Source organism: Bacillota bacterium (assembly GCA_012842395.1).
Lineage (GTDB): Bacteria > Bacillota > SHA-98 > UBA4971 > UBA4971 > UBA6256.
Map to the genome: position 1 here is coordinate 52,250 of DUSX01000001.1, position 25,688 is coordinate 77,937.

Consider the following 25,688-nt stretch of genomic DNA (forward strand, 5'->3'; position numbering starts at 1 on the left):
GCAATGCATAGGACTGTGACCTGTCTTCTGGCTCTGGTGGTTCTCCTCTCCATTGCGACACAGGTATCAGCTCAGTCGAGACTCCTGCTCTACACCTCAGTTCCGCTTGAGCTCGCAACCAAGTTCGTAGACGAATTCACGCGCACGAACAAAGACATCAAGGTCGAAGTGTTTCGGGCAGGCAGTACGGATGTAGTGAACAAGATCTGGGCGGAGAACGAGGCAGGCGGCGTCAAGGCTGACGTGGTGTGGCTCGCTGACGCAGCCAGCTACCACTCCTTTAAGGCCAAGGGACTCTTATACCCATACAAGTCTCCCGAGGCGGCCAAGGTACCTGCCGAGCTCAGGGATCCTGATGGCTATTTCACCGCCGCCCGGCTGATCAACATGGTGATCGGAATCAATACCTCTCTCGTCAAGCCGGACTCAGTTCCACGGACGTGGAACGACCTGCTTGCCATGGGCCCGAAGGCTGCTATGGCCAACCCGCTTTACTCCGGTTCGAACTTCATGGTGACCGCAGCTTTCGTGAACAAGTATGGGGGCTGGGGCTGGCTCGAGCAGGCGCGGAAGAACGGGGTGCAAGTGCTGCGGGGGAACTCAGACGTCTCGCGCGGGCTTGGAGCCGGTGAGTTCGCTGCGTGTATGGTCCTGGATTACATGGTCTACGAACTCAAGAAAGCGGGGGCGCCCGTTGACGTAGTATGGCCGGAAGACGGCACTGTCTCCATCCCAAGCCCGGTTGCCATAATATCCGGCACTAAGAACCTCGCCGCCGCAAAAGCGTTCATCGACTTCGCACTGTCCAAAACGGGACAGGAGTTCATGGTACGCGACGGCGTCATGCCTGTGAGGCCCGACGTAGCGCCCCCGCCCGGCATGCCTACGCCCGACCGAATCAAGGTCATGCCGATCCCGTACGAGTGGGCAGCGGATCACACCTCGGAGATAAGGGAAACGTTTGAGAAACTGATGCTCAAGTAGCGAATGGCGCCCGCATGGGAGGCACGCACGGGGACATGTACAATCAAGTGCGCCCCCGTGTGTGCCCCTGTCAGAACGTTCGGCCGCGGACGCGCCATCATGCACACGGACAGGAGAGAGGAGGGTACGTTTGAACAGCGTAGTTCGACGCTCCTTTGACGCGAGGTACGCGATCACAGCCGCGATCGGCCTCTTTTTCGCAGTTGTGATCATCTACCCATTGTCCCTTGTGATCGCGAAGAGCTTCAGCTCAGATTCGGGCCTGAGCTTGGCGCACTATGCTCGGGTATTCAGCGACGCCGCGAACCTGAAGGCGTTGTGGAATTCCGTGTGGGTGTCTGTGCTCAGCACGATCATGTGTGTCGCGGCGGGAGCCCTCCTGGCGATGCTGGTGGTCAGGACCGACATCCCGGCGAAGTCGTTCCTCCGTTTGCTGTTATTGCTGCCCTATGGAATACCGCCGTTCATAGGTGCGATCGCCTGGGCTCAGCTGTTCGGGCCCGCGGGCTACGTGACGAAGCTTTACATGAGCGCCACGGGCGCCGGCTCGGCACCATGGAACGTGTATAGCCCTTCAGGAGTTGTCCTCGTCCTTTCGATATACCAGCTTCCCGTGGTGTTCATTACGGTGAGTGGCGCTCTAGGTCGGATAGACACATCGCTTGAGGAAGCCGCACGAATGTCGGGAGCAAGCCCATTCAGGACCCTTCTCGACGTTACACTCCCCCTAGTCACTCCCGCCATCGCCGCGGGAGGGCTTCTCGCGTTCGTCGGCTCCATATGCAACTTCGGCATCCCAGCGCTTCTCGGGTTTCGGGCGAGATTCTTCGTTCTTACCACAAAGATATACTCAGCACTGTCCATACCGGACATGCCCGTGGCAGCTGCCATGTCTGTTATACTGGCCCTCGTTTCAGGTGTTGCACTTATACTCCAGCGAAGACTTGAGCGGAAGCAGCACAGGTATGCCGTAATCTCAGGTAAGAGTGTGCGACCGCAGACAATGAGGTTGGGCCCTGCAAGGGTACCTCTATTCGTCGTGGTGATCGCTGCAGCTCTTTTCGCTGGCGTCGTACCGATAGCTTCGATGATCCTAACGTCGTTCATCAAATACTGGGGTGCTCCGCTGACTTTCAAGAGCATGACTCTAGACCATTACAAGTACGTTTTGCGCATTCCGATTGCAGCGCGCGCCTTCAGGAATAGCCTTTTCCTTGGTGTTTGCACCGCGACCATCACTATGACAGCAGGGGCCTTCGTCTCATACATGTGTATCAGAGCCAAGTTTGCTGCGGCTCGTGTGCTAGACTTTCTTGGGACCATCCCATATGCGGTCCCGCACACAATGATCGCCATAGCGATGATATTGGCCTGGTCGCGTCCGCCTGTTGTCCTTTACGGCACAATCTGGGTGTTACTCGCTGCCTATCTGGTTACTTACATGCCCTTCTCCATCCGCACGACCAACGCCACCCTCCAGCAGGTGCACATATCGCTGGAAGAGGCCGCAAGGATGTCGGGGGCGAGATGGAGCGACACGGTGCGCGATATAGTCCTACCACTGATTAAGCCCGGACTTGTATCCGGCTGGGTCCTGGTATTCATGCCTGCCTTTCGTGAACTTACCATGTCTGTGCTCCTTTGGTCGCAGGGAGCAGAGACGCTTGGTGTCGCGATCTACAATATGCAAGACGCCGGTTATAGCCAGATAGCGGCTGCGCTCTCAACAGTTGTCCTTTTGATCATTTTTGCTGGTAACGCCCTGGTCCGCAGACTGTCGCGGGGTGAAATCGGATTCTAAGCGGAGGTGGCGCTAGATTGGCAGATCGGCTCGAAGGAATACGAGTGCTGAAGCTTACGAAGAGATTCGGCTCTTATGCCGCTGTGGACGGCGTGACCTTCACGGTACGCAAGAACGAGTTCTTTTCCCTCCTCGGCCCGTCGGGCTGCGGGAAGACTACGACGCTTCGGTGTATCGCCGGGCTTGAGCAACCGACGTTCGGTGAGGTCTATGTGGGTGGACGCCTTGTCTCGTCGGTTGAAAAGGGTGTCATGGTGCCCCCTGAACGCCGTGGTATAGGGATGGTCTTCCAAAACTATGCGGTATGGCCGCACATGACAGTGGAGCAGAACATAGTCTATCCCCTCAAAATAGCGCGGGCTTCAAAGGCGAGAATCCGGTCAACGTTGTCGAACATCGTAGACCTCCTGAAGCTCTCTGGCCTTGAGAAGAGATACCCCGCGGAACTGTCCGGTGGCCAACAGCAAAGGGTGGCACTCGGGCGGGCGCTTGCCATGGACCCTGAGGTCATGCTGCTGGACGAGCCGCTTTCAAACCTTGATGCCAAGTTGCGTGAACAGATGAGGTTCGAGCTGAAAGATCTTCAACGGAAGACGGGAATAGCCATCCTATACGTGACGCACGACCAAGTAGAAGCCATGGCTATGTCCGACAGGGTAGCAGTAATGAATTCCGGCATGATTGTCCAGGAGGGAACGCCCTATGAGATCTACAAATCTCCTGCCGACAAGTTCGTCGCGGACTTCATAGGCACAATGAATTTCCTGCCATGCGAGGTCCTAGAGTGGCGAGACGGCCTCGCCACCCTGCGCCTTCGCAACGGCTCGGTGGTGAGGATCAACAGCCCCGAGGTGGGTCGCGGTACTTACAGCTTTGCCGTGAGACCGGAGGACTTGCTCTTGAACCGAGAGGAAGGTGTCGAGTGTCAGGTTGACGTAGCCGTCTTCCTTGGAAATGTTGTCGACTACAGGGTCAGACTTGGCGACGACGTCCTGCGTGTTCAGACCAGCGCTGACAACAGATTCGAGCCGGGCGAGGGCGCAAGACTCGCAGTGCAAAGAGGTGTTCTTTTCCCATGACTTTCCCGGCGAAGGAGGAACGCACCATGAAGACCACGGAGCTGTTGGCCAAAGCTCTTAGGAGACGCTACGAAGCAGGTGCTGTAGACTATTGGATGAACCCGCTGGTGCGGGGGCAGGGCGGCGTCCCCGTCGGACGAATACGCGATGGAGACTGCGTAGTGTTCTGCTGTAGGCGGGGAGACCGAGAGGCCCAGCTTACTGACGCTTTCACCGACCCTTCTTTCGACAAGTTTGCGGTGGAGCGTATGCCAAATCTCGCTTTCATACCATTCGTTCAGTATCATGAGCGCTTCTCGCACCTTCCCACTGTCTTCCCCCTTTTGCGCCCCGAAATGACTCTAGGGGAGGTCATAAGCCGGGCTGGCCTCTCACAGCTCCGGGTGGCAGAGTCCGAGAAGTCCGCTCATGTAGGCTTCTTCTTCAACGGGCGAAGGGCCGAGCCGTTCCCTGGTGAGGAGCGAATGGTGGTACCGAGCCCCCCTTCTTCTCAGCTCACCAACACTCCGGAAACAAGCACCTGGGAAGTCTCGCAAGCAGTGGCCGATGCGATGCGGGATGGCAGGTTTAGCTTCATTCTCGCGAACCTTGCAGCAGGGGATATGATCGGGCACCTAGATGACTGGAATGCGAACGTCAAATGCGCGGAAGCGGTTGACAGAGCACTCGGTGCCATATGCAGCGCTGCAGCAGAAACGGGGTACACGGTGGTTGTAACTGCAGACCACGGCCTTCTGGAGCAATTCCGAAATGAAGATGGCAGCCCCAGCCTGGGACACACCACTGCCCGGGTGCCGTTCGCCATTGTGCCACCTCGTGAGGGGCAGTTTCGGGCGAGCACGGTCGCATGTGACGCGTCTCTCGCCGACGTCGCTCCAACAGTCCTCGAGTTGCTCGGGCTGAGAGTGCCAGGCGAGATGACGGGAAGGCCGCTTTTCGTGAGCGGTGGAAGTAACGCCCCACGCAAGTGCGCGCTGGTGGTGCTTGACGGATGGGGTGTGGGAAAAGCAGACCCATCCGCGAATCCTATCGCCGCCGCAAGAACGCCCACCATGGACAGGATAAGGAAAGGATGTCCCTATACCACACTCTTGGCTGCCGGGCTGGCCGTCGGGCTCCCGGAGGGACGTCCGGGAAACTCTGAGACGGGGCATCTCACCATCGGCGCCGGCAGAACGATCCCCCAGGATGAACTGAGGATAGCCAAAGCAGTCGAGTCTGGCAACTTCTTGGACAACCCTGCGCTCATATGCGGGTTCAAGAGAGCGTCGGCCTTTGGAGGTAGAGTCCATATCATCATGATGTTGTCGGAAAAGAGCTCCCACGGGAACATCAATGAAGGAGTTGCCGTGCTGGAGGCCGCGCGCGCCCACGGGGTTACGCCGGTCGAGCTTCACCTAGTCCTGGACGGCAGGAGCAGCCCGCCTCAGGGAGCGGCGGACTTGCTGCAGGTGCTCGAGAGGCAAGCCTCTGACAGAGCGGACTGGGATGTGGCGACCGCCATTGGCAGGGGGCTGGTCCTTGATAGGAGCGGGAGCTACGTGGAGAAGACCCGCGTGGCCTACATGGCTCTCACGCGCGGGCAGGGCGAGATCTTCTGACGGCGCATGAGGATATAGCCTGACCTCCCGGTCTTTCGGTCCACTTGCTCCCCGGGACGCGAAGGGCTGCGGAGGGATAAAGGTCCCATACAACTCCGCGCTGGTGAGCCTCCGTTGTACATCAATCCCCTCCCCGTTCCGCCTCGCCGGGCTCGACCCTCCACCCGGTCCTGTCGACGACTACGCGTACGGGCCGTGCCTCGTCCGGGATGTCTATCTCGATGACCTCACGTTCTGGCGGCGACCCCGCATCGGCTCTTCCGTCGGCCGCACGCTCAAGCCCGCCCTCCTCGCCCGCCCCCGCGCTGGCGCGCCGGGCCTTTCCCAGACATGCCCTGCCCCCCGGCACGCCGACCTCCGGTGGAGCGCCGTGGAAACGGAGGCGATAGCTTTTCCTGCCGCTGCGGTATTCCGATACTACGGGAGTGATTTGAAAAACGATCTCTTTCTCCGTGGCGCTGCAACGGAACTCGGTGAGGCTGTATTCCCCATCCTCGTGCCTGCGGGTGAGGCCGTCATCTTCATAGAGGGTGTACCGGGCCTCTGAGCCGCTAGATGCGTCGAGGTACACGTCGAGACGCATGGTCTCTGCCCGCGCCTCACCCACGTAGTTTACGGGGGCAACAGAGGGAATCACCGAGCCCGCCTTGACGAAGAGAGGCAGGGTATCGAGAGGCGCGTCCACGAGATAATCTGTCTTGCCGGGGTACCTGCGGTCGGTCCAGTAATCGAACCAGGTCCCCTCCGGCAAGTACACGCATCGCTTGACGGCCGCCGGCTCGGTTACGGGCGCGACCAGGAACGATTCACCCCACAAGAACTCGGTGTTCAAGTTGTGCGTTCGCTCGTCATCGGGATAGTCCAGGACGAGCGGACGCATGACAGGCAGACCGGTCTGGCTCGCCTTGTAGAACTCATTGTAGGTGTATGGAAGCAGCGCGTACCGAAGTTTGATATACCTGCGACAGATCTCTTCCACCTCGGGTCCCCACGCCCAAGGCTCGTGAGGGCGCGTGTCGTGCATGGAGTGCGCCCTGAAGAATGGGGTGAAAGCACCGAGTTGCATCCACCGCACGAAAAGCTCTGGCGTGGCGTTTCCCTGAAACCCGCCGACATCGCTTCCGACGAACGGCACGCCTGAAAGGCCGATGTTCATGCACAAAGGAAGCGACATCGCCAGATGTTCCCACCAGCTGCAATTGTCGCCAGTCCAGACCGCCGCATACCGCTGTATGCCCGCATAGGCGGCCCTGGTGAGGATGAACGGGCGGGCTTCGGGCTTAAGCAACCGGAACGCCTCGCACGTGCTCCGGCACATCTCCAGGGCGTATGCATTATGGATGCGGCCGAACGTGCACGGGTCGCCATCGTTCTCAGCCATCAACTCGTCCGGCACGGTGGCCTTCGTGCGGTCCTGGGCAGGAGATCCTTGCGCGGTAGACCTCTGCGTGGAAGGCGTGGGAGGCAACGAGAAATCGCTGGGTTCGTTCATGTCGTTCCATATGCCTGCCACTCCCTTGCCGAGCAGCGCGTCGTGTTTCTCCGCCCACCACCTGCGAGCCTCCTTCTTCGTGAAATCCGGGAAAGCGGCTTCACCCGGCCAGACACGGCCGTGGTAGACCTCGCCAGTCAACCATCGACAAAACAAGTGCCTCTGCACGCCTTCGACGTACACACCGTAATTCGGATCCCTCTTCACACCTGGGTTCACGATCGTCACGACCTTGAACCCCTGCGCGCCGAGGTCGGCCAACATGCGCTCGGGGTCCGGGAAGCGCTCCCGGTCCCAGGTGAAGACCCGGTAACCGTCCATGTAGTCGATGTCAAGGTAGATGACGTCGCAGGGGATGTCTTTTTCGCGGAACGTATCGGCCAGGTCCCGCACGACGGCCTCCGGGTAATAGCTCCAACGGCACTGCTGGTAACCGAGGGCCCAAAGGGGCGGCAGGGGCATTCTCCCTGTGAGGTCGGTGTACGTGCCGAGAACCCGCTTCAGATCGGGGCCGTAGATGAAGTAGTAGTCCAGTTCGTGGTCGTCCACCTTGAAGCTATAGCTTCCGTCGGACGCCACGCCAAGATCGAACCAGATCCTCCCGGCATAGTCCACGAGCGTGCCGGTAGCCCATTCCCCGTTGAAAGTCAGGAGCAAAGGGATGGACTTGTAAAGCGGGTCCTTGGTGGGCGTGTGCAGTGGATCGTCAGTGTTCCACATGAGGTACTCCCTGCCCCGCTTGTCCAGGAAGCCCGTCTTTTCTCCCAGGCCGTAGAAATGCGTTTCACCGTCCATGGCCTTGGAACACATCACGGTGTGGCGGTTCCAGGTCAGGCCGTCGCCCGCGTCCTCGCACACAACGCGGCCGACTGAATCGCACATCCTTATCCTAGCGTCCGCTTTGACAACCTCGACGGCCAGCTCGGCGGTGCGAAGCACGACCGCGACGGCAGTGTCCTGGACGGTGAAGGCCTCGCAAGAGGACGCGTTCACCACCGCGAAGGAACGCCTGCCCGTGAAACGGTAGTCGCGATTGAAGGTCACGCGCACCGAGTTGCTGTGCAGCACGGCAATGCGCAAGATGCCCCCCTCGCAGTGGAAGATGACGCAATCCCTTTCTCGCTGAAAGCTCTTCACGCGACCGGCACGTTGTCTGCCATTCGAGACAGTTTTCCACAAGGAAGCCACGCTCCACCCCTCCTCAAAGGTGCATGCAGACGCGCGGAAGGGGCTCCCGAGGACGGGGGGCCAAGTCCGTCCCGCCGCCCCCCGCCGCGCCGCCCGGCCCCCGGGCCTTTCATCTAGGTTCCCCGGCCAGGGCGATGAGTTCGCGCTTGCCACGAGGAGCCTGACAAGAACAGGTGATCTCTCCAAGACCGCGCACTGCTATTCACAAAGGTGCAGGATTGACAACTTCCGGTATAGTATGCCATCATCATAAGGGCCCGCGAGGACAGCTGTGCCGACGGCTCCCTTGTCTTGCCAGCTTCCCCGGCCTCCGATTCGACCGGGCGGCGGCGTGCGGCGGAGCCGGGCGGAGCGCCGGCTGACCGCTTGCGGAGAACGTCGAGAAGGGAGTCGGTGACATGGGCCACCCCCGGATTCATTCAGTCCTGCTGGGCCTTCTCATAATCGCGCTCGGTGCTGTATGGCTTCTTCGCAACCTCGGCATCGTCAACACGGATATCGGCAAGCTCATAGCGACGTACTGGCCCCTCTTGCTCATCGTCTGGGGCCTAGATTCTATGTACTGCGCGCTATCTCCTCCACGCCAAGATGGCCACGGCCGGTCACACGCCTTCCCGAGCGTGTCCGTCGTCTTCGGGCTGATCCTCGTCGCCCTTGGAGTCAGCCTGATCGGTCGCAATCTCGGCCTGTACAGTATCGACCTTGACATCATCTGGCGCCTTCTGTGGCCGATCTTGATCATTCTCATTGGGTGGAGCCTCATTCGCGGGCCGCTCGCCGCCGGTGGCACGCACTGGGCGGTCATGAGCGGCATCGAGTGCAAGGCCCCTGGATGGAGCCTTGAGAACGGCAGCTACGTCGCGTTCATGGGCGGAATCAACCTCGACCTCACCAAGGCGAACATCCCGGATGGCACCACCACCCTCAGCCTCACGGCCATCATGGGCGGAATAGACGTCAAGGTCCCCGCGGACCTTGCGTTAGAGTGCCAGGGCACCGCCGTCCTGGGCGGCGTCACATTCCTGGGTGAGGAGAGCGCTGGCATCGTGTCCTCCCGTGTCTACAGCCGGCCGGGTGCGAACGGCACAGGCAAGAAGCTCGTCATAGACGCCTGGACCATCATGGGCGGCATCGGGGTCAAGTAGGTCGGCCGCTGCTGGGACCGGGGCGGGGCAAAGCCAAGATCAAGCGAAGGCGGCCCGTCGGGCCTTCTTGCCCTCGCGAGAACGTGGACGTCGGTGGGGCATGGACGGGCGCCGGACGGGTCGTTCGATGACCTGGGATGTGAGGACCCTGTCACACGAGGACCCCGTCATAACAGGAGTCTTGCATGTAGAGAAGTGAAGAAAAAGGAAAGAACGGGGCCTATTGACACGTAGTGGCACACGTGGTAACATGCAGCTAAAATCGAATATCGACCGCGCCTGACGGCTTATGCTTGCTCTTATCAAGAGAGGTGGAGGGACTGGCCCGATGAAACCCGGCAACCTTCCCCTGTCGCGGCTGACTTATGTAGGCTGCGCTACGGGAAAGGTGCCAAGTCCAGCGGGTGAATCCGGCAGCGGGTGAATCCAGCGGATTGAACCGGCAGATGAGGGAAGTAGGACGAAATGATATTGGGCCCTTTCCCACTGCGGAAAGGGCCCTTCTCATTGCGGGAAACCGGCGCGGAGAAGAGACTCGCGCTCTGCAACGAGAGGCCTTCCGCCGGAGATTCCTCATGAACTGAACTGAACCGAACTGAACTGGACGCGCATCTCGTTTGCGACGATGAAAGGAACATGCCCAGATGGTTCAACTGGAGTCCGTGTGCAAGACATTCAGGGTGGGCCCCACCACCGTCGTGGCCCTGGACAACGTGAGCCTCGCAATCCCACGGGGTGAAATCTACGGAGTCATCGGGCTGTCAGGAGCCGGAAAGAGCACCCTGGTGCGGTGCATTAACATGCTTGAAAGTCCCGACTCAGGCCGCATCTTCGTGGACGGAGTCGAGCTCACCGCGCTGCGCGGCAGGGCGCTTCGCGAAGCGCGGAAGAAGATAGGCATGGTCTTCCAGCATTTTAACTTACTATCATCGCGGACCGTCTTCGAAAACGTCAGCTTGCCGCTGGAGATCGCCCGCGCGCCGAGGCGCGAAAGAGCGGAAAAGGTCCGTTCACTCCTCCGGCTGGTGGGACTGGACGACAAGGCGGACGCCTACCCCAGCGAGCTCAGCGGTGGGCAGAAGCAGAGGGTGGGGATAGCGCGGGCCCTCGCGAATGATCCGAAGGTCCTGCTCTGCGACGAGCCCACCTCATCGCTGGACCCCGAGACCACCAGGACCATCCTGAGGCTCCTAAAGAGAATCAACGCCGATCTCGGGATCACCGTCGTTCTTATCACCCATGAGATGAACGCCGTCAAAGAGATATGCGGGTCTGTGGCAGTCATCGAGAGCGGGCGGCTGATCGAGGCCGGCCCGGTGCTGGACGTGTTCACCCGGCCCAAGCACAGGACCACGCAGGCCCTGGTCTGGGGGCTGACGCGCCTTGCCGCTCCTCCGGATTGGGCGCTTGAGATCCTTGCAGCGGCAACGAAATCACCTCGCAAGAGGGTCGTGCGGCTTTCGTTCGTCGGCAAGGCTACGGGAAACCCTGTGATCTCGTCGGTCGTCCGTGACTTCGGGGTGGACGTGAACATCCTCACGGCTCACATCGATCACATCGGCGGTGTCCCGTTTGGAACCATGCTCGTGGAGCTGTCGGGTGAGCCGGCGAAAATGGACGCAGCGCTGGCGTTCTTGGGCGATGCGGGTGCCCGCGTTGAGGTGGTTAAGGACAGTCGCGAGCTCTCCGGTGAGACGTGGACATCCGGCGAACCGACCGACGCCTGCACCTCGGGCGAGGCCGAGGGCTCTCGCGCACACGGACGGGGATGGGAGTGATGTCACTTGTCTAGCACGCTGTTGTTCAACGTGGTTCTCGCCAGCCTCGGTGAAACCCTCTACATGGTAGGCGCCTCCGCAGCGCTTTCCATCGTCATCGGCCTGCCGCTCGGGGTCGCGCTCGTGGTTACCGAGAGAAATCACATAATGGCCAACGCGCCCGTGAACCAGGTCCTTTCAGCGCTTGTAAACGTCGGGCGGTCGATCCCGTTCGTCATCCTCATGGTCGGGATCATGCCGTTCACGCGGCTCGTCACCGGCACGTCCATAGGCACCACCGCGGCGATCGTGCCGCTCACAGTCGCGGCGGTCCCGTTCGTTGCGCGGGTGGTCGAGACCTCCCTCAAAGAGGTGGATGGCGGCGTGGTCGAGGCCGCCCAGGCCATGGGCGCGTCCCCCTGGGAGATCATCATGAAGGTCCTCCTGCCCGAGGCGATGCCCTCTCTCATCCTCGGGGCGACGTTGACCGCTATCAACCTAGTGGGCTACTCCACGATGGCTGGCGCCATTGGCGGCGGTGGGCTGGGGGATCTGGCGGTGCGGTACGGATACCAGCGCTTCCGCGGAGACGTGATGCTCATCACCGTCGTGGTGCTCGTGCTTCTCGTCCAGGCCGTCCAAATGGCAGGAGGAGCCATCGCCCGGAAGGTCGGGGCCCGGAGGGGCTGAGTGGGGGTGCGAAAACGCTCCCGGCCTTCGGGAGGAGCTGCCGATGATTGCACGAGAGGACAAGGCGGGCCATAACCACCAGGAAAGGAGGTGCGGTCAGATATCGAGGAACGACGCAACTACGGGCCAGATCTCGTGAGAGCACCCTGCCCGGCCCGGCGTGCCGCGCCCGGCCACCCGGACGCCAGAGCGTCCGAGCGGGACGGTAACTCCGGCGTCCCGGCGCGCGACCCGCCCGCTCTAGTGCAGCGCGAGGTTGCGGCGGCCCGTTCGGACACCGGCCGTGCGCAAATCCGCGCTGCGTGCTTGAACCCGCGGGGTCGCAGCTCGCAGAAGGGTCCCGAAGGAGGACCCACACGCGCCCGCCCATCCACCCGTCGCTCGCGGCTCGTGGGCGCGGATGCTCCTCGGGTCCGGCTTTGAGAAAAGCCAACTTGAGGATTCGACGAAATGAGGAGAGAGGTTGATACACATGACGAGCTCGCACACGAACAACTTGCGTACAAACAAATCTAACGGGCGCATCACTAGGCACCTGGGCTTCAAACCTGCCCTCGCACTGCGTCTCGCATTTCTGTTCATGCTCACGCTTACACTCGCGCTGGCCTACGCATGTGCGCTCGGAGCCAGCGCCGCGGGCGCGGGCGCGGCAGGCGCAGGTGCTGGCACTGGCGCGAGCACCATCAAGCTCAGGGTGGGCGCAACGCCCGTGCCACACGCGGAGATCCTCGAGCAAGTCAAGCCGCTGCTCGCGGCGAAGGGGATATCCCTTGAGATAGTCGAGTTCACCGACTACGTCACCCCGAACTTGGCGCTCGCTGAGGGCGATATCGATGCTAACTTCTTCCAGCACGTCCCCTACCTCGAGCAGTTCGCCCGCGATAGGCGGCTAGCCATCACCTACATCGCGAAGGTCCACATAGAGCCCATGGGCGCGTACTCAAAGAAGATCAAGGATATAAAGGACCTGAGGGACAGGGCGAAGGTCGGCATCCCGAACGACCCCACGAACGGTGGGCGCGCCTTGCTGCTCTTGCAGCGGGCAGGCCTGATAAAGCTCGATCCCAAAGCCGGGATCACCGCGACCAAATTCGACATCACGTCGAATCCGAAAAACCTCCAGATAGTTGAGCTGGAGGCGGCACAGCTTCCAAGGTCCCTCGAGGACCTGGACCTCGCGGTCATCAACTCCAATTTCGCGCTCGAGGCCAAGCTCGTTCCCACAAGGGATGCCCTGTTCATCGAGGACAGCCAGTCCCCGTACGTGAACGTGCTCGCCGTAAGGACGAGCGACAAGGATAACCCGGCCCTCAAGGAGCTCGCACGGGCGCTCACCTCCCCGCAGGTGGCCGAGTTCATCAACAAGACCTACCCTGGGTCGGTGGTCCCGGCGTTCGGACTCGAGTTCTAGCAACGGTCCGACCGGGGCGGGGGCGGCGGTCCCGGTGGGACTGGGCTCGCTCATGCCCCCGCCCCCACCCACTGACGGCTCGCTCCGGGATGCTCGCCTCCGTCCTCGTCGCCCACCAAGCCGGCGATGAGGTAGTGATCAGCTAAGCGGTCATATAGGATCTCCTTCTCCATCCTGAAGCCCTTGATCTCGCCGGTTGACGACACGTGAATGCGCGGGCCCGAACAACTGATGACGCGATCTCCCATGCGTATGTGCTCGTCGTCCACCTGGGCGATGGGGACATCCCGCCGGATGTACTCGCGGACCCTTGCCTCGATCGCGTCTAGGTCTATGTCAGGGCGCTCCCTGAATTCCATGACATAGCCCTTCCATACGTCGGAATGGAACTCCGGCAGCTTGTAGCCGAAGTCCATGAAGACGATTGCGGTGAGGTCCTCGGCGCTGTGGGCCATTTTGCGGTACTTCAGTGAGCGATACACGACCTCCGCTATCTCGTGAGGGTAGGGCCCAAAGACCCAGGGGCGTGTGACCAGGACCTCATCCCCGATGCCGATGAGGAGCTCTGCGTTGGAGCCCACAGAGGGGTATACCAGGTCGAAGTGCTCCACAACAACCCTCTTGCCAGCGGTGACGGCTGCCCGTATCGCCTCTCCGACCTGCCATGGCTGGGCAAACGCGCACTCAAGCCTGGCGTCCACATGGTATGTGTGGCTGTCGAACTTGCCGCGCCGGGCGTCTTCCAGGACGGGGGCGGGACGGACGTATATACCGTCATCGTCGTTGGTGAGCACGAGCCCAGGAAACATGCCCCTGACGAGGAGCGACTTTCCCGCTCCGGCGTCGCCGATCACGCCTATGAGCCTGTCGGTCGGAGAAAGGTACCTCTGGGCGACCAGGCTCGCCAGGTGCATCAGCCGCCTCTTGCCCCTGGGCGCGTGGTAAATGGCTCTATCGAGGGTTATCTCCATGACCGTCCACCCGCTGTCCAGTTATGCCAGCTATGGCTGGCTTCTTACGCCCGCGATCTCGTCCGGCACGTCAATGTCCAGGAGTGGCGCGTGCTGCTGCGCGCCGTACACGTCGGTGTCCCCGGGGGAGCCACACGGAAGGGCACGTGCGATCGTAGCCTTGATGGCCTTAGCGGGATCGAAGTAGATGACGCCAAGGACCTTCTCGGGCGTGATGCCGTAGAGCTTGGCTATGAGCTCCTCGTTTATGAGCCTCGCGGCCTTTGCCCGCCTATAGGTCTCGAAATCCGAGAATATCATGTCCAGTGTCAGCTCAAAGGGGCCGGAGTTCTTGCTCCGGATGACATCACATACTTCAGGCAGCTTCACACTCATAGAGACCATCACCCCATCTCTCTGAACTCGATCGGGAACGGCGCCCCAAGGTCGTCCACCTCGAGGAGGTGGTTCATGGAGAACTCGTACACTTCCCCGCCCCTGAGGTCCGACGGCGAATAGAGGAACGCGAGATTGCCCGCGGTAGCCTTGCGGCCTTCGTATCCGTAGTGGAGCATCGTCGACCTTGCGAACCCGCACACGGCATCGGCCTCGTCCTGGGTGCGGGCGATCGCCTCTATGACTATGCCCAGCTCATGGGAGGCGGTCTCCTTCACCGGCTCCAGGCTCCCCATAACGCCGTTCTTTCCGTATACGTGGACGATAATGGTGTAGTCCTCCGGTGCAACGCTCGTGAGCTTCGTCCGTGTCTCCTCCTTGACCGCCTCGATTATCGAGTCGATCTGTCTTATCATGATCGGGTCGCGGGTGCCGGCGATCGACACGGTCCTGTAGCCCACCTTCCGGGCGCCCTCAAGCTTCAATGTCTTGACGGGCGACGGCACGTACTTCGAGCCCGTGACCTTGACGGCCCTCTCGCTTATCTGCTCAAACCTGGACTCGGTAAGGTCGATCATGCCGCCGGGGCCGGGGAGACGATAGGGGTCGGACTTTTCGTACAGGGTATGGCCTGCGACCGACACCGTGGTGCACCGTCTCTTGGGGTTGGGCGGCTCGACGATGAAGTAGTCCGGGCCCAGCCGGCCGACGAGGCAGTCGCTCCCGCTGCCGGGCACAGCCGCTATGGCCCCGCACTCCAGGATCTTGCCCATGTGCATGGCGACACCTTTCTCGTATCCCCTCATGATCCCCATCACCGCGAACATCGACGGGTCGTAGGACCGCCCCGCGATGACCACATCGGGCTCGCCTTCCAAGGCCTTGATGAAGGGCTCGACACCCATCTGGGCCACGATGTGCGTGGTCGCGTCGATGGCCTCTTCCGTGAGCTGTGGCACCGGGCCGAGGGGTCTCACACGCCCCTGCGCAAGGGCCTTCTTCACCGTAGCCTTGTCAATGTCGGCCCAGATCACCGCCACCCTCAGCCGCCTGCCAAGCTCCCGGGCGATCTCGTCCACTATGTCGAGGTTCCACTCCACATGAGGACGGGCACCCGACCCACCTGCGGAGCCCACGAGCACCGGCACCCGCCTCTCAACGCCGGCCTCGATCATGAGTTTGAGGTCGCGTTTGACTGCCGCCCTCGTGGTGAACGACTTCCCCATTCCGAGATAAGCCGGACCCGGGTCGGTGCTGCCGGCATCACAAGCTATGCAATCCACCCCCCCGTCCACGGCGTTCTTGAATGATTCCACGGGAAAGCCATATCCGAGGATGCCTGCCACCGACAGAACCGTGATCTCGTCTCGATTCGCCGGACTCATCTTGTCCATACTCCCCCTCTCAAAAAGCTGCCCCTTTCAACACCCCGTGAGCCTACCGGTCTACCCCACGTGCACCACGGCCACCGGGGCGGCCGGGCTCGGGGCTGGGGCCGGGACCGCCGGTGCCGGTGCCGCGCATTCCCTCACCCTTGCCCTGATTCTGGCCTCTATGAGCCTCAGGGTGCGCTGCATCTCATTGTAGACTATCATGAAGCCTTCGTCGACGCCCATGCCCGGCTTGGCGAGGATCTGGTCGGGCCTGCTGGCTATGCCGATGTGGACGCACACCTGGGCGGACCTATCCGTCTCGTTGCAGGTGCCGCCGAGATACGCGCCGACCCCTTTGCGCCTGCAGTAAAGGACCGCCTCGACGATGTTCTCGATGCCACCTAGGTCCGGGGTTTTGATCTGCACCATGTCCGCAGCGTGGGCATCCACGAACTCCCGGATATCCTCAAGAGTATTACACCACTCGTCCGCCACGATCTCCACGCCCACGCCCTTGTCATGCACCATGCTGGTAAGCTCCGCAAGGATCTTCATCTGGCCCTCCCTGTTCTCCACGTCCACCGGGCCCTCTATACGGAGCTTGAGCGGCGCGGCCGCCTCCTCAAGGGTCTTGAGGTACTCAACTATCCTCGGGAGGTTGTTCTCGAACGCCATCCCTATGGTGCCGTACACATCCACGTGGAGCACGGGACGGTAGTTCTCGCCGCCGAGCTTTCTTACCCTATCGCGAAGCCACTCGATATAGGAACGGAGCTTCTCGCCCCTCGAGCCGAGCTTGGTCTCGACGTTGTTTATGAGACCGTGCGGCAGCACCTGCGCGCGCTTGATAATGGCCTTGTCGGCATTGATGTACCTGTCATCGCCTGATTGGACGAATATCGGGACCGGCGAGAGGTTTATCGGAAGGCCGTACTCGGAGCATATCACCTCGGCCATGGTGATGTGCTTCGCTTTGGCTACCGCATCCAAGAGGGCCTGGGTCACGCCATAGCGAATGGCGGTGTGAAGACGCCGTCCGTCCACCGTGATCTTGTCGAACTCATCCGCCAACGCGCGGAACTCCGACACCTCTAGCCCCTTGAGCCTCGGGGCTATGTGCCTCTCTATCACCGGCATGAAGTCCGACGCGAGAAAGAGCGGGTCCCTGCCTCCCGCTCCCGAATACTGGACGGCGGCGCAGTCGCCAAAGGCGACCTGCCCGTCATCCAAGAGAAGCATCACCGAAACCGACTCGCCCGCTTGCCTGACCGCCGTGAACCCCGGTGTCACAGGCTCGCCCACGTAGGCAAACCCGTCCTGGAATGCGCCTTTCTTGATGGCCCTTTGGTCGTCGAAATAGAAGCCAGTCTTTCCCGCTGAGGCGATCACATCAACGATTCTCGTGCCCATTGCATGCAGCCCTCTCATTGATCACATACTCTCGTACCTGCAAACCACACATCACACATGCTCATCCTCGTGCACGGGACCCTGCCCTGCACACATCACCGCAAGTTCGAGCTGTCTTTCTAGCGCCGCGGTCTTCCGACAAGCATGCCTTTTCCGATAGCGTAGATATCGTCGACCACCATCTGGAATCCTGGGTCGCGCCCCTCGTGCTTCCCGCGCCTCGCCAGCGCTGCATCGTTGAACTCTCTGACCTCGCTCGGAACCGGGAGATTCCCGAAATCGAGGAACCGGACTGCACCGCTGTCATCCCTGACCGGCATCACCTTGCCCAGATTATACCTGCTAGGGGCGAACGGCACGTCGATCGTTCCGGCCTCGAAAGCCTTCACTGTTCCCCGAGCTATGTCTCCGTCTCCCATCTCGAGGGTCCTCTCGATAATCGCGCGGGTCAACCTCACGATCATGTCGCGCTCAGTGACAAGCTCCTCGCTTTCAGGCAGTCGTTGATCGCGCAGCATGGCTATCACCTGTTTGCTCGTCCTGAGCCCCGCCGCGTTGGCTTCTTTGGTAGGAATGCCTATTGCCTCGTGCGGCGACTTGGTGATGACCTTGGTGGCATGCGAAAGCGCGGCCGCGGCCGCACCCCAGGCGATGACGCCGAACGCCCTTGCCTCGTCCTGGGGGAACCCACCCATCCATTGATGGAATACCGTGGTCAGGTGAACATCGCCGTAGCCGAACCTATCGAGGTACTCCCTGGTGAGGGTGCGCAACGTTTGCACCGCAGCCACATCTTGAATCAAGTTGCCGAGCTGGCCGTAGCCCACCGTTATGCTCTTCACCCCCTGCTCAGCCGCGAGGAGCGCCTCGATGATGCCGACGGCATGGGAGATCGCAGGCGGGACCAAGGTCCCGGTGAGCGGGCCGAAAGGCTCACGGTTTATCGGAGCTCCCGCCTCTTCGTACAGCCCGCACAGCCTGTCGACGTACTGCCAGTGAGCGATGCTGAGCGAAATGGGCACGTCCTTGGCGTATGGAACGTTGTAGGATATTCCCCCGCCTTCAAAGGACGTGAACCCTGCCCCCAGAGTGATCTCCGCCAGCAGCCTCGCGTCCGGCGTGCCGTGCCTGACCTGAACCGGCACCTTCAAGGCATCGACTATGCGGCGGCAAGCTGCGACGCCATAGTTGACCGCTGGGAAACCGTTCAGCATGGACCGCCCGGAACGCTTGCTCTCTTCGAGCCCCTCTTGGGCCTCATCGTACCTGTTTTGTCTTGTGTAGCTGTCGATGGTGGTTGGAAGGAGATCCGCCTCGCCCTCGTCTTGAAGATACGTGAGGAGCTCGATGTGTTTCTCTAGGACGGCCACACCCGCCCTGGGCTGCACGAGGGTGATGCCTTTCTCTTCGCTTTCGCGGAGTTTCTGAGTGAAGACCTTGGATTTAGGTAGCGACCTGTGGAATTCAAAAGCCTCTTCAAGGTCCACTTCCTGCCCGGTAGGCCAGGAGCTTAGGACCTCAGAGCGCTGCATACGAAAGACCTCAGGATCAAGCCGTTCATTTACTACTACGTCCACTGGAGAGCCTCCTTTGCCTCCCGCCCCCGCCCCGACATCTCCCTGGAACCAGCCGGAATCGAGCGGTTCACCGGCCCGCGCTGGCCGGCCCACGAGACCGCCGGGTCCGGGCGTTGCACCCACTCGAGACTGGACCTCATCACTTTGAGCGCCGTGTCCGCGTCCACCTGCGCCAAAAGCCCAGCTGCGGAGAGGATGTAGTCCCGGTCGACTGCGAGACCCGGGTTCCTGGGCCTGAGCGTGAGCTCGGCCTCGTTTTCCGCCACAGCCTCGGTGAGAATGCGCCAGGCCGATTCGTTCCTGACGATGACCCCGCCGGTCCCGATGACCACAAGGACGGCCGAGAGGTCTTTGCCTCTCTGAACGTACGTCGCCCCAAACGGAGTGTACACCGTCTCCAATACCCCCACGTGCCTCAAAACCGCTTCGCGGCACGCCAGCATGGCGAGGACGGTGTCCAGCTCCCTCTCGGACGGCGTCTCGGGGACTCTCTCGGTCTCCTCCGAGAGGCGCTTCCCGATAGCCAGCGCCGCAGCCTCTCCGTCGTCCACCTCGGCGGCCCCCTCGCCGCCTCCCGGCTCCGGGCTCGCGGGCGTGCACCCAAGCCGGCCGGCGATTTCCATCACTGTCTCCCTGCCCAGCAGCGACACCACCTTGTCTGGGCCCACAGCCTCCACGAGCGCCAGCGCGCTCACGCGCACCCCGAGGTCGCCCTCGACAGTCCTCTTGGCATAAGGCTCAGGAAGCCCTCTGAGCATGACCCCGGGCTTCGTGGGATCGCCCTTGGCAATGGAGTGAACATCCGTAGTCGCGCCACCAACGTCCACGACGATGATATCGCCGAGGCCGGGCTGGGATCTCGTTCCTCTCGCCAGGAGCTCGGCGGCCTTGAGGACGGCGGCCGGGGTGGGCATCACTATCCCGCCCGCGAACTCCTCTGCCTTGGCAAGGCCTTTGGCAACCACTATCCTTTCCATGAAAACCTGGCGGATGGTCTCTCGAACCGGCTCTATGTGGAGCACCCCGAATTCCGGCATGACATTCTCGGTGACCCTCACGCCAAGGCCCGCGGAGGCCAGGATATCCCGCACCTTGCTGGCCACGACGCGATTGCCCGCCACGACCACCGGGGCGTTCACCCCCGATGAGGCAAGCGTCGTTGCGTTCTTCAGGATGACGTCTTTGTTGCCACCGTCGGTTCCGCCGGTGAGCAAGATGATGTCCGGATTCTTGCTCCGAATCTCGGCCGCGTCCTCGGCGGTGAGCTCATACCCGTATGAGCCTACAACCTTGGCCCCCGCCCCCAAGGCCGCCCTACGCGCGGCCTCGACGGTGAGGTCGGGCACGAGGCCGATGGCGACCATCCGTAGCCCACCTGCGGCAGAGCTGCACGCGAGTCTATGCTTTATCTCAAATGCCGAAAGGTCCACTCTGGACTCGAGTTGCGCCATAGCCTCGGCCAACCCGATGGTTATGTCGGTGCTCACCGTGGTGGGTGCCATCGCCGTGCCCGCCAACTTCGATTCATCCATATCGATGAGCGCCACTTTCGTGTACGTGCTTCCGAAATCGACAGTGAGAACGCCTGATTTTGCCAAAACGTTCGCGGCTGGCGTATGGCGCACCGCCCAGCGATGTCAGTCCCCGGCAGCCGAACGCCGATATCCGACCACCGCTCCGATGGCCAATCGCCGCCGCTCCTCCCCCTCTATTTCCGGTCTGTCGCTGTGATCCCGAGATCGTTTCTGAGATCCTCTATCGCCTCATCGACTTGGGTCCCAGGTGGGTATACCCTGTTGAATCCCATATTCAAGAACCTTTGTTTCACTTCCTCGAAATCCTGCTTGCCAACGACGATATTCCCCCCGACATAAAGGAGGATGTTGCCGATGCCAGCCTCGATGCACTTCTCGCGCAACCCCCTGCAATCAAGCTCGCCATGGCCGTAGAGAGATGACACGATTATCGCGGATGCGTCCGTCTCAATGGCCGCGTGTACGAATTCGTCTTGAGATGCCATCACCCCGACGTTAACCACCTTGAAACCGGCGTCCCTGAGGATGCGCTCCATGATCTTGTTTCCCACTGCGTGAACGTCGGCACCGATGACTCCGATCACCACTGTCTTGACATCAGACAACGATCATTGCCCCTCCCAACAGTCGTTTTTCAGCTGAACCGAATTGTCTAACTATGTCGCCAAAACTTCGCGCCACTTTCCGGCGGGGTAGTCCTGCCCAGGGTTGCCGGTGCTTGCGCGACGGGGCGTGGAGAATTCGGCTGTCTTAGGCGCCGAATTCGAACGAGGCGCGCCGCAAGCGCGCCGTCCCCGGAGCGCAACACCGGCAACCCTGACGCCGTCAAGAAAGGAGACGAGAACTTATGGCGCCATACTTAGGGGCCCGGCCTGAGCCGGTATCGTTTCGGCGGTCGCCCCCTCGTTCCGTAGTCAAGCGACACCTCCACCCTGCCCTCCCTCTCGAGGGCTTCGAGATACCTCCATACAGTCTGGTAGGCTATGCCGGCACGGGTGGCAATGGCGTCCGCCCCAACCCAGCGCCCGTGCGGCACATCCCGCAAGGCTTTCAGCACCAGTTCCATGGTCTGGACGGAGAGGCCTTTGGGAAGCTCCTGTCTCGTCGACGCATGCTCGGCGCGGTGCCCGCCGGGCCCCTGCGGACCACCCGGGCCGCCGCTGCCCGCACCGCCGCTCCCTCTTCCGCTCACGCTCCCGCCCCCGCTCGCACCGGCACTCCCGCTGGCACTTGCACTTGCGCTCCCGTTTGCACTCGCGCTGCGGCTCCCGCTCTCGCTCCCGCTCCGGCCTCTGCTGGCATCGCCGCCTTGCGAGTGAGGTGCGTAGGCGGTCCTTTTCACCGGCGTCAGGTGTACCCTGATCCTGGAGATAAAGTCTGCTGCCTTGATGGGCTTCACCGCAAAGTCGTCGGCACCGGCCTCCCGGAACCTTTCAGCAAGCGCAAGACGTTCGTCCACCGTCAAAACCACCACCGGTACTGACGGATCGCGCTGCCTGATGGCTCTCACGAGAGCCACCCCGTCCATATCGGGCATGTGATAATCTACGACGATCACGTCGAACCTCGCGCCGGCGTCTAGAAGACCCACAGCGTCCCCAGGCTTTGAGGCGGTTGTAGCCTCCCATCCCGCAACCTCAGCGATGGCCCTGAGGGTGTAAAGGATTCCCTCGTCATCATCCACAGCTAGGATCCTCGGGCCTGCGGGCATCCCGCGTCACACTCCACCAGTTGGCTTTCATGCGCCATCGCAGGATCGGCGCCAGGCAGCACGATACGGCAGCGGGTCCCCAACCCTTCCGAGCTGTCTATCGTCACGGCTCCGCCGTGCTCTGTCACGACCTGCCTGACAAAGGCAAGCCCCATCCCCGTGCTGCCCTTGGTAGAATAACCTTCTTCAAAGCATCGTTCAAGTACATCAGCGCTCATGCCCTCCCCGTCGTCCGTCACGATTATGGACAGGTCGTCGCCGCACCGGTCGAAACGCACCGTAACGCTCTTCGCCCCGGCATCGATCGCGTTGTCGGTCAGGTTCGTGAGCGCCCGGACGAGGCGCACCTCGTTCGCCATGACATCGGGCAGGGCTTCGCCGACCTCAATTCTAACCCTGCCGCCCGTTTTCTCCTCAGGAAGGTGCGCCGCGAGGCGGTCAGCCACCTCACGCCCCGAGAGCCTTCTCATGAAGCCGCCGCTCATAAGCTCCCTTATCATCATGTCCATGCGGTCTGCAGCGAGGGATATCTGTCGTGCGTGGCGGCCTACCACAGGGCTGCCACTAGGAAAGTCCGCCATCGCAGATGCCAGGCCCTGGATCGTCGTGAGTGGCGTGCGGAGGTCATGCATCAGCGCGTGCATCTCACGGTAATTCCTCGCGAGCGCCGCCTCGCTCTTCATGCGCTCGATCTCAACCGACCTCGCCCGCTCCACTTCGGACAGCCTCAAAAGCTCATGATAGTCCACCATGAACTTCGCGGTGATGACGCCGTTGGCTATGAATGCGGAGGCGATGATGAGCGCAAACGTGTTGAGGAGCGGAGCAGCACCAAGGACCTCCGCCGCTGCCTTGACATCCCACGAGAGCTCGCCGTGCCCGAAGCCAAGCCCTGTCAGAAACGGCACGATGTCGAGCCACTGAAACCCGAACAAGAGCTCCGTGACTATCACCACTGCTTCCCAGCGACTGCGCGTCACCCGGGTCCCGCTTATTCCGAGCGTCGCAACCACGGCGAGTATGCTCAGGACGGCTGGCATTCGGAAATCGTAGGTTATGCCGTAGATCTGCTGTATCAACCAATAAACCAGCGGGACCACGCACACCGGAACAAGGATGTAGCCGAATGTCCCCCAGACCCGCTTGATGACGACGGCCTTCCGCTCGCTCTGGGCGCCGGCGCCGCCCGTCTGGCCCGCGCCCCTTTGCCCTCTCCTCATCACGTCCGCGAGGGTCATGGCTCCGAGGTATATGGGAACCGCCCTGAGGGTGTTCATTACCACCAGGCGGACACATGCGTCCAAGAGGACGGCGACCTCTGACTCCTCCAGTGCGCGGGTGAGCAACGAAACAAGGCACAGGCTGTTCGAATTGACGAAGACGGGCAGCAAGAGAGACAGCGCGAACAAGGATGCGCCGTACCACATGACCGATATCACCCTTTGCAGCGTGAAGGCCTTGCGCCGGTCTTGCCGGTGGCGGTGCCTCTTGCGGGAGGCCCGACTCCCAGGGGGGCACGCTGGCGGAAGCCCTGGGCCTTAGCGCCTGAACCCGGCAAACGATAAACGGCAGGCGGCAAGCGCAAACCAGTGCCGCGGCTCTGCAATGCATCCACTGCCACTTGTCTACCCTACCCTGAAAATGGCAGTCGGGTGACGTTTTCATCCTCTCACTGGCGCCAGCCACAGGCTGGCATGGACGACTACTTTACAAGCAAGAGCCGCAAGATGAGAGGTATCAGCACCATGCCCCCGACGATCTGCGACACTAGTCGCCGCTCTCGCAATATGTTTGCCACCACCGCAGCCGCGATCGACCCGAGAATCACCAGGTAAAGCGGCGTAAGAGGGGTCGCGAAAGCAAGGTCGACGTAATTCGACATTCTATTTCCCCCTTGACGGGTCGTTTTCCTTCAAGCAGGCTCCCTGCACGGCCGCTGAGGATGAATCCAATCCCATCTCCCCCGCGGACGGCAGCGCCTGGAGATTAGTCCCACCGTGTTCAGAGAACCTTCGCCACCAGCGGCCACAGCCAGGCCACCGCAACCGACCACGCGATACATACCACCACGGGACCTATGGACTCTGCTATTATACTCGATCGAAGCCGGGCGCCCTTACCTGCCGCCTGGCTCACCAAGGTGGGCACCACCGCGATGGGTGGCAGGAGATCGCCTATCCCGGCCAGGAGCGAGAGCCCCGCGGCCGTTACTATCTCATTGCCCGAAGCTATGGCGAGCACGAGCGGAATGCCCATCACAGAGGCGGACGCGTAAGCGGAGACCGCCCCGAACGCGGGCACCACAACGGCTGCAACGAGCGGGAGGAACCGCCCGGGGATGTCCAGGGAACCTGTGACCAAAAGGCCGCGGGCGCCCGAAAGCGTCATCACCTGCACGAACATCCCTGCTCCCACCAAGATCCCCATGACCGGCAGCGCGAGACCTACTCCCTCCACTACGCTCTTCCAGAGGGAGAACCGCTTCCCGCAGAAGAGAGTGACGAGGGTCCCCGCGGCAAAGATGAATGGCAGGCCAGGATCAGGTATCCTGCCGTTCGAAACACGGACCACTATCATGAGTCCCAGCACCACGGCAAGCGGAAGGTACACGAGCCCGCCCCTCAGAGCCTGACCGCATCTCTGCCCTCGCGACCCCTCCCGGCGGTCCGTTCCGCGGCGGCGAGGGCGCGCATCGCCGCCACATCCCGTGACGCAGCGAGAGCCGGTGCCGCCCTGACCACGACTGCCGCGATCACCACCTTGACCTGCCGGGACCGCGCTCGCCCAAAGCGTCGCCGCGATGGCAAGCGGCACGACCATCACCAATAGAGGAAGGTCGAATCCCACGTAAGGCATGTCAATCCCGGAACCTATGATCATCGCGGGGATGTTCACTGGCGGCGCTATCATCCCGAGCAGGCAGCCCAGAGCCACGAACGCGCCCGCCCTGACCGGCGGGAAACCGGACTCCACTAGAACGGGAAGCACGAACCGCCCCGTCGTGAGTGCCGCAGCCGTAGAAGAACCGGTGAGCATGCCTGGCAGCATCACGAGGATCATCGAGGCCAACGCAAGCGGCACACGCCTCGTGGCAAACCTCCGCACCATCTGCGTGGAGATTTCCTCGAGTATGCCGGCGTCCTCGAGAGCCTTCATGAACACCATAGCGGTCGCCATCACGATTATGACGTCAAGATACCCGAACGCGCCCTCCACAAGGTGGTGCAGCGAGGCCGCCTCGCCGCACGCCACAAGGCCCACCAGAGCGGCACCCGCTGTGGCTAGCGCCGCAGGGAGCCTCAGGGCGGTGCCCAACACGAGGAACGTGGCGATCATGATAATGAAGGTCAGTGTTTCTGGACCCACGTGCATCACTCTTCCGGAAAGTACTTCGTGCTTCGTAGTGGTTCCTCATGGCAGCGCGCGGGCGAGGACATGAGCCGTCTGAGCGCGTATGGGCGCCTGAAGTGGCTGCCACCGCTCCCACCGCTCGCACCAGCCATCGGAGTGCCGAAAGAAAGCTTGAGATGGAGGGCTGTCGCGGCAAGGGCGAACATCAGGCAGCAGGCGGCTGCCGGTTCCCGTCGG

The 25,688-nt window shown here is 61.6% G+C and carries 19 protein-coding genes, 1 pseudogene and 1 riboswitch; of the genes and pseudogenes, 8 read left to right on the forward strand and 12 right to left on the reverse strand.

Annotation, left to right across the window (positions count from 1 at the left end):
• Positions 1-3: 3 nt before the first annotated feature.
• The 4 genes from GX515_00200 (at position 4) to GX515_00215 (ending at position 5,465) form a co-directional block, all read left to right on the forward strand.
• A complete protein-coding gene (locus tag GX515_00200; protein HHY31432.1) occupies positions 4-984 on the forward strand; it encodes an ABC transporter substrate-binding protein in 981 nt (326 codons plus the stop codon).
• Positions 985-1,114: 130 nt separating this feature from the next.
• Positions 1,115-2,785 carry an iron ABC transporter permease gene (locus GX515_00205; protein HHY31433.1) on the forward strand — a complete coding sequence of 557 codons (1,671 nt, stop codon included), beginning with the start codon at positions 1,115-1,117 and terminating at the stop codon, positions 2,783-2,785.
• Positions 2,786-2,802: 17 nt separating this feature from the next.
• Positions 2,803-3,864: an ABC transporter ATP-binding protein gene (locus GX515_00210; GenBank protein ID HHY31434.1), complete on the forward strand. Its 1,062-nt coding sequence runs from the start codon at positions 2,803-2,805 to the stop codon at positions 3,862-3,864.
• Positions 3,865-3,890: 26 nt separating this feature from the next.
• On the forward strand, positions 3,891-5,465 hold the full coding sequence (locus GX515_00215) for a phosphoglycerate mutase (2,3-diphosphoglycerate-independent) (protein HHY31435.1): 1,575 nt from the start codon (positions 3,891-3,893) through the stop codon (positions 5,463-5,465).
• Positions 5,466-5,586: 121 nt separating this feature from the next.
• Here GX515_00215 and GX515_00220 read toward each other — a convergent pair whose 3' ends face one another.
• Complete coding sequence (locus GX515_00220; GenBank protein ID HHY31436.1) at positions 5,587-8,145, reverse strand: DUF5110 domain-containing protein; 2,559 nt, start codon at positions 8,143-8,145, stop codon at positions 5,587-5,589.
• 398 nt (positions 8,146-8,543) lie between these two features.
• Between GX515_00220 and GX515_00225 the strand changes: the two genes are divergently transcribed.
• From GX515_00225 to GX515_00240, 4 genes are all read left to right on the forward strand, one after another.
• Positions 8,544-9,290, forward strand: coding sequence for a cell wall-active antibiotics response protein (locus GX515_00225; protein ID HHY31437.1), 747 nt, complete (start codon positions 8,544-8,546; stop codon positions 9,288-9,290).
• A 296-nt stretch (positions 9,291-9,586) separates the two neighbouring features.
• Positions 9,587-9,743: riboswitch (SAM riboswitch) on the forward strand.
• Positions 9,744-9,934: 191 nt separating this feature from the next.
• Complete coding sequence (locus GX515_00230) at positions 9,935-11,068, forward strand: methionine ABC transporter ATP-binding protein (GenBank protein ID HHY31438.1); 1,134 nt, start codon at positions 9,935-9,937, stop codon at positions 11,066-11,068.
• A 6-nt stretch (positions 11,069-11,074) separates the two neighbouring features.
• Positions 11,075-11,737, forward strand: coding sequence for an ABC transporter permease (locus tag GX515_00235; GenBank protein ID HHY31439.1), 663 nt, complete (start codon positions 11,075-11,077; stop codon positions 11,735-11,737).
• Positions 11,738-12,317: 580 nt separating this feature from the next.
• A complete protein-coding gene (locus tag GX515_00240) occupies positions 12,318-13,148 on the forward strand; it encodes a MetQ/NlpA family ABC transporter substrate-binding protein (protein ID HHY31440.1) in 831 nt (276 codons plus the stop codon).
• 50 nt (positions 13,149-13,198) lie between these two features.
• Here the strand turns inward: GX515_00240 and GX515_00245 are convergent, their stop codons facing one another.
• The 11 genes and pseudogenes from GX515_00245 to GX515_00295 all read right to left on the reverse strand — a co-directional run bounded on the left by GX515_00245 (position 13,199) and on the right by GX515_00295 (position 25,466).
• Positions 13,199-14,119: an alanine-tRNA synthetase second additional domain-containing protein gene (locus GX515_00245; protein HHY31441.1), complete on the reverse strand. Its 921-nt coding sequence runs from the start codon at positions 14,117-14,119 to the stop codon at positions 13,199-13,201.
• A 30-nt stretch (positions 14,120-14,149) separates the two neighbouring features.
• Complete coding sequence (locus tag GX515_00250; GenBank protein HHY31442.1) at positions 14,150-14,494, reverse strand: DUF4387 domain-containing protein; 345 nt, start codon at positions 14,492-14,494, stop codon at positions 14,150-14,152.
• Between the two features lie 8 nt (positions 14,495-14,502).
• A complete protein-coding gene (locus GX515_00255; GenBank protein ID HHY31443.1) occupies positions 14,503-15,879 on the reverse strand; it encodes a DUF1446 domain-containing protein in 1,377 nt (458 codons plus the stop codon).
• 60 nt (positions 15,880-15,939) lie between these two features.
• Positions 15,940-17,277, reverse strand: a complete 1,338-nt coding sequence (locus GX515_00260; protein HHY31444.1) for a methylaspartate ammonia-lyase — start codon at positions 17,275-17,277, stop codon at positions 15,940-15,942.
• Positions 17,278-17,396: 119 nt separating this feature from the next.
• On the reverse strand, positions 17,397-18,854 hold the full coding sequence (locus GX515_00265; protein HHY31445.1) for a methylaspartate mutase subunit E: 1,458 nt from the start codon (positions 18,852-18,854) through the stop codon (positions 17,397-17,399).
• A pseudogene (locus tag GX515_00270) lies at positions 18,845-20,443 on the reverse strand (hypothetical protein). Before GX515_00270 ends, GX515_00265 begins: the two are co-directional and overlap by 10 nt.
• Before the next feature lie 119 nt (positions 20,444-20,562).
• A complete protein-coding gene (locus GX515_00275) occupies positions 20,563-20,994 on the reverse strand; it encodes a methylaspartate mutase subunit S (GenBank protein HHY31446.1) in 432 nt (143 codons plus the stop codon).
• A 254-nt stretch (positions 20,995-21,248) separates the two neighbouring features.
• A complete protein-coding gene (locus tag GX515_00280; protein ID HHY31447.1) occupies positions 21,249-22,100 on the reverse strand; it encodes a response regulator in 852 nt (283 codons plus the stop codon).
• Positions 22,076-23,527, reverse strand: a complete 1,452-nt coding sequence (locus GX515_00285) for a HAMP domain-containing histidine kinase (GenBank protein HHY31448.1) — start codon at positions 23,525-23,527, stop codon at positions 22,076-22,078. Before GX515_00285 ends, GX515_00280 begins: the two co-directional genes overlap by 25 nt.
• A 275-nt stretch (positions 23,528-23,802) precedes the next feature.
• Complete coding sequence (locus tag GX515_00290) at positions 23,803-23,982, reverse strand: hypothetical protein (protein ID HHY31449.1); 180 nt, start codon at positions 23,980-23,982, stop codon at positions 23,803-23,805.
• 119 nt (positions 23,983-24,101) lie between these two features.
• Positions 24,102-25,466, reverse strand: coding sequence for a TRAP transporter large permease subunit (locus GX515_00295; GenBank protein ID HHY31450.1), 1,365 nt, complete (start codon positions 25,464-25,466; stop codon positions 24,102-24,104).
• Between the last annotated feature and the right edge of the window lie 222 nt (positions 25,467-25,688).